The 5,485-nt window shown below is 55.9% G+C and carries 1 tRNA gene and 3 rRNA genes; all 4 read right to left on the bottom strand.

What is annotated here, in order from left to right:
- Window positions 1–14: 14 nt before the first annotated feature.
- The 4 genes from rrf to DEQ92_RS20770 all read right to left on the bottom strand — a co-directional run bounded on the left by rrf (window position 15) and on the right by DEQ92_RS20770 (window position 5,020).
- Window positions 15–136 (bottom strand): 5S ribosomal RNA (gene rrf, locus DEQ92_RS20785).
- 113 nt (window positions 137–249) lie between these two features.
- Window positions 250–3,162 (bottom strand): 23S ribosomal RNA (locus DEQ92_RS20780).
- 216 nt (window positions 3,163–3,378) lie between these two features.
- A tRNA-Ala gene (locus tag DEQ92_RS20775) sits at window positions 3,379–3,450 on the bottom strand.
- Window positions 3,451–3,547: 97 nt separating this feature from the next.
- Window positions 3,548–5,020, bottom strand: a 16S ribosomal RNA gene (locus DEQ92_RS20770).
- Together the 16S, 23S and 5S rRNA genes with 1 tRNA gene alongside form the textbook arrangement of a ribosomal RNA operon.
- Window positions 5,021–5,485: the final 465 nt, after the last annotated feature.

Here is a 5,485-nt window from a genome sequence, read left to right as displayed (position 1 = left end):
GGGCTCTGTATGAGTGGGGGCGGCGAACTGGATTTCCCAGAGGATCGCTCACTCCAGTACTGACCAGAACGCAGGTGAGCTTAACTGCCGTGTTCGGGATGGGTACGGGTGGAACCTCACCGCTCTGGCCGCCTTAATGCCGATCAACGGAATCGAACCGTTGTCATACCAATATCGGACGGGCCGTCTTACCAATGTGTTCGTGCAATCCAGTTTGCGCCTGGACCCGTTCTCGGGTCTCAGTGCGTATGAATGTGGCTTGGACTGTTAGTGCTCGCGGGCTTAACAACTCGTTGCCTCGTTGCGTACACCCCGAGTCTATCGAACTCGTCTTCTACGAGTGTCCTCAGTGGAACTTCTTTTCCGTGTGGGTTTCGAGCTTAGATGCGTTCAGCTCTTACCCCGTGGTGCGTAGCTGCCCGGCATCTGCCCTCTCGGACAACCGGTACACCAGTGGCACCCATTCGTAGTTCCTCTCGTACTATACGAACGTTCACGTCAAGTTCCTTAACACCCCCAATAGATAGCAGCCGACCTGTCTCACGACGGTCTAAACCCAGCTCACGACCTCCTTTAATAGGCGAACAACCTCACCCTTGCCTGCTTCTGCACAGGCAGGATGGAGGGAACCGACATCGAGGTAGCAAGCCACCCGGTCGATATGTGCTCTTGCGGGTGACGACTCTGTTATCCCTAAGGTAGCTTTTCTGTCATCTACGGGTCCCATGAATGAACCTCGTAGGTTCGCTAGACCACGCTTTCGCGTCAGCGACACTCGTTGGGAATGTCACTGTCAGACTTCCGTTTGCTCTTGCGCTCTTCCACGAGTTCCCGACTCGCGTGAGGAAATCTTTGGGCGCGCTCGATATCTTTTCGAGCGCGTACCGCCCCAGTCAAACTGCCCGGCTACCGGTGTCCTCCGCCAGGAGTGAGAGTCGCAGTCACTAACGGGTAGTATTTCAATGTTGCCTCGGTGGCCCGCTGGCGCGGGTACCTGTGTAATGGCTCCTACCTATGCTGCACATTAGCGACCACGTCTCAGCGACAGCCTGCAGTAAAGCTCTATAGGGTCTTCGCTTCCCCTTGGGGGTCTCCAGACTCCGCACTGGAACGTACTGTTCACCGGGCCCAACGTTGGGACAGTGACGCTCTCGTTGATCCATTCATGCAAGCCGCTACTGAAGCGGCAAGGTACTACGCTACCTTAAGAGGGTCATAGTTACCCCCGCCGTTGACGGGTCCTTCGTCCCATTGTAATGGGTGTTCAGATACCCGCACTGGGCAGGATTCAGTGACCGTACGAGTCCTTGCGGATTTGCGGTCACCTATGTTGTTACTAGACAGTCGGAGCGTCCGAGTCACTGCGACCTGCTCGGTCAAGAGCAGGCATCCCTTATCGCGAACTTACGGGACTAACTTGCCGAATTCCCTAACGTCGGTTGATCCCGACAGGCCTTGGCTTGCTCTGCCAGCGCACCTGTGTCGGATCTCGGTACGAGCTTCTTGCTTGTCTTTTCACGGGCTCTAGGTACCGCCGAGTTTCCCTATCTCACCATTCGTTCGCTTCGTGCCGTTACGGCTTCCACGAATTTCGGTGATTCGACGGGGCGAAGGCCCCGCTCGGTGTTTCCTAAAGCGTCGACGTTTAGTGCAAGAAGGTACTGGAATATTAACCAGTTTCCCTTTCATCTAATTCGAATTACGGTTAGACTTAGGATCGACTAACCCTCGGCTGATTGACAGTGCCGAGGAACCCTTGCGCGTAAGGCCGTCGGGGTTCACACCCGACTCTCGCTGCTACTGAGACCATGATTTTCGTTGCTGCACGGTCCACACGAGTTCTCACCCGTGCTTCCACCCATGCAGTATGCCAACCTACGGAATCGTGTCATAAGACACGCCGCCAGGTCTCGGAGGTGGATTTGAGTCCCGATCATTTTAGACGCCTCGAACCTCGGCCGGTAAGCTGTTACGCTATTCTTAGAGGGTAGCTGCTTCTAAGCTCACCTCCCGGCTGTTTAGGGCTCGAGACAATCTTCAATCACACTTAATCCACACTTTGGGTCCTTAACCTGGCTCTGGGTTGTCTCCCTCACGGTGCACAAGCTTACCCCGCACACCGGACTCCCTGAGTCTACGACGTCTGTAAGTTCGGAGTTTGACAGGGAAGCGAACTCCTCTCGGAGTCCGGATTCCCAATCGGTCGCTCTACCTCACAGACTATCTCATCAGAGGTCATGCTTCGACATGTTTCGGTTGGAACCAGCTGTTGCCAAGTTCGATGGGCCTTTCACCCCTACACCAGAGTCACGAGAGGGTATTGTAGGACACCAACTCTAACGGGCCTCCACGCAGCTTTCGCCACGCTTCGCCCTGCTCCGGCGTAGATCACTTGGTTTCGGGTCGCATCCGGTTGGCTCCCCGCCCTTGAAGACGGTGGCCCTGGTCAAAGACTGCGGCCGTATCGGTTTCCCTATGCCTCCGGGGGTTCACCCCTTAGACTCGCCAGTCAGATGCACTCCATGGTTCGTTTTTCAAAACGCACGACGTAACATCGGCTTCACTCGAGTCATACTACGGGATCGCTCCCAGTTCTTTCGTCGAGTGACCTTGTATGCCACGTCGCTCTATCGCCAACTGATTTCAAGCCCTATTGCACCGCCCTTTTCGGGGTGCTTTTCAGCGTTCGCTCACGCTACTTGTTCGCTATCGGTCTCGAGGAGTGTTTAGTCTTCGCAGTTGATGCCTGCGAAATTCACGAGGGATATCCAACCCCCGCTATTCTGGAACAACCCCGGGATCTGAATCTTATGTTACGGGGTTTTCACCCTGTATCACGCTCCGTTCCAGGAGACTTCACATAAGATCCAGGTCCGTTATGGGTAGTCCGTACACCACATTGCCCGAAGGCTTCGGTTTGGACTGTATCGCGTTTACTCGCCGTTACTAACGACATCGCGGATTGCTTTCTTTTCCTGTTCCTACTAAGATGTTTCAATTCGGAACGTTCCCCATTGCGCGAGGCAATTGCGTGGGGATTCCCATTCGGAGATCTTCAGTTCTTACCCTCCATGCGGGTCCCTGAAGCTTTTCGCAGCTTGGCACGTCCGTCATCGGCTCTCGAGCCGAGCTATCCACCAGCTGGCACAGTAGCCAGTTGATATAGTCACTGTGACCCGGAGAACGGGTCCAGTGGACGCCTGGATTGCACGTACACACGGTTTCATCAAACACCCTCGGAGATAGCCGAGGCGTGTTTTCGACCCTTCCCAACCTCGCTTGCGCGGGATGGTGCATCTGTCGTCAGTATCCATTCAGTCGAAACGTCTTGCCACACTTAAGGGGCACGATCGTTTCGGAGTGGAGTACTGCTTACCATGGACCCACAGGGATTCGAACCCTGGGCATCCTCCTTGCAAAGGAGGCACTCTACCACTGAGCTATGGGCCCGTGTTAGCCCTAGTAGTTCTAAGGTGTCCGAACGGGTGTCATCGGTGAACTCGGAAGATCGCGTGTGAGCCACCCCGTCGGGGTGGTCTCGGTCGTTAGGAGGTGATCCAGCCGCAGATTCCCCTACGGCTACCTTGTTACGACTTAAGCCCCCTTGCGAAGCCCAGATTCGACCACCGTGTGGTGGCCTCATCCGGACCTCACTCGGGTGCTTTGACGGGCGGTGTGTGCAAGGAGCAGGGACGTATTCACCGCACTCTATTGAAATGCGATTACTACCGAATCCAGCTTCATGAGGGCGAGTTTCAGCCCTCAATCCGAACTACGATCGAGTTTAGGAGATTAGCGTTCTCTTTCGAGATAGCAACCCATTGTCTCGACCATTGTAGCCCGCGTGTAGCCCAGCTCATTCGGGGCATACTGACCTACCGTTGCCCGTTCCTTCCTCCGCTTTAGCAGCGGCAGTCCTTCTAATGTACCCAGCCAGTCGAAACTGCTGCTGGCAATTAGAAGTGCGGGTCTCGCTCGTTGCCTGACTTAACAGGACGCCTCACGGTACGAGCTGACGGCGGCCATGCACCTCCTCTCTATAGCATCGTGGTAAGGTCATCAACCTGACCGTCATTACTATAGTCGGAGCTGGTGAGATGTCCGGCGTTGAGTCCAATTAAACCGCAGGCTCCTCCGGTTGTAGTGCTCCCCCGCCAATTCCTTTAAGTTTCATCCTTGCGGACGTACTTCCCAGGCGGCTCGCTTCTCGGCTTCCCTACGGCACAACACAGGCTCGTAGCCTGTGTCACACCTAGCGAGCATCGTTTACAGCTAGGACTACCCGGGTATCTAATCCGGTTCGAGACCCTAGCTTTCGTCCCTCACCGTCGGATCCGTCTTCTCGAGGTGCTTTCGCCATCGGTGGTCCGTCCAGGATTACGGGATTTCACTCCTACCCCGGACGTACCCCTCGAGCCTTCCGGTCCCAAGCCATGTGGTTTTCACCGGACGCCCGCCAGTTGAGCTGGCGGATTTCCCGATGAACCTTCATGGCCGGCTACGGACGCTTTAGGCCCAATAATATCGGTCATCACTTGAGCTGCCGGTATTACCGCGGCGGCTGGCACCGGTCTTGCCCAGCTCTTATTCCACGACCGCCTTACAGTCGTGAAAAGCGAGGACTATATGCCCTCGCACTTGGGGTCCCCTTATCGCACTTGCGTGCAGTGTAAAGGTTTCGCGCCTGCTGCGCCCCGTAGGGCCCGGAATCTTGTCTCAGATTCCGTCTCCGGGCTCTTGCTCTCACAACCCGTACCGATTATCGGCACGGTGGGCCGTTACCCCACCGTCTACCTAATCGGCCGCAGCCACATCCTACAGCGCCTGAGCGTTTCGGAGAGTCGGCATTCCAGCATGACTCCCGTATGAACTATTAGCCTCAGTTTCCCGAGGTTATCGTTCTCTGTAGGGTAGTTTGGCCACGTGTTACTGAGCTTTTCGCCACGAGTGTGAACTCGTGCAACTAGCATGGCTAAATCGGACCCCAATAGCAATGACCTCCGGCAGGATCAACCGGAATGGGTCGCGACCATTTAAACCTGGTCGCGGGGTTTTGGCGGGTGAATGGCAGCGTATTGCTGTCAAATCACCGTTCAAAGGTCCGAGTTCGTATGACATCCGTTCGGATGTCACCGAACTACTAGGGCTAACATCAGATACCGTCTTGCGGCGTACCGCAGGGGCGGAATCCTCATTTCCTTCGGACCTGAACCGAGGCGATTCGTGGGTATAAACCCTTCGAACCTCCGTGGGTTCTGGCCCGGTGAGGCAGGACGCGTTGAATCGCCCTGCAATCGCGGTGTGTCGTTCGCATTCATCCGAAATGCCTTGGACCACTTAAGGCCGTCGTATCGCGGCGACCCCCGGGAAGGTGTGTCATCCCGGTGGGCGCCTGACGACCTTGGGGTCGGGGCGTTCGGTGGAAGCCTTCGGGGGGAGTGCCCCCGTGCGCTTCTTCGCATTAATCCGAATGCCGGGGATACAT

Source organism: Haloferax sp. Atlit-6N (assembly GCF_003383195.1).
Classification (GTDB): domain Archaea; phylum Halobacteriota; class Halobacteria; order Halobacteriales; family Haloferacaceae; genus Haloferax; species Haloferax gibbonsii.
The sequence above is the reverse complement of the archived record's forward strand: the minus strand, read 5'-3'. Positions and strand labels throughout refer to the sequence as shown.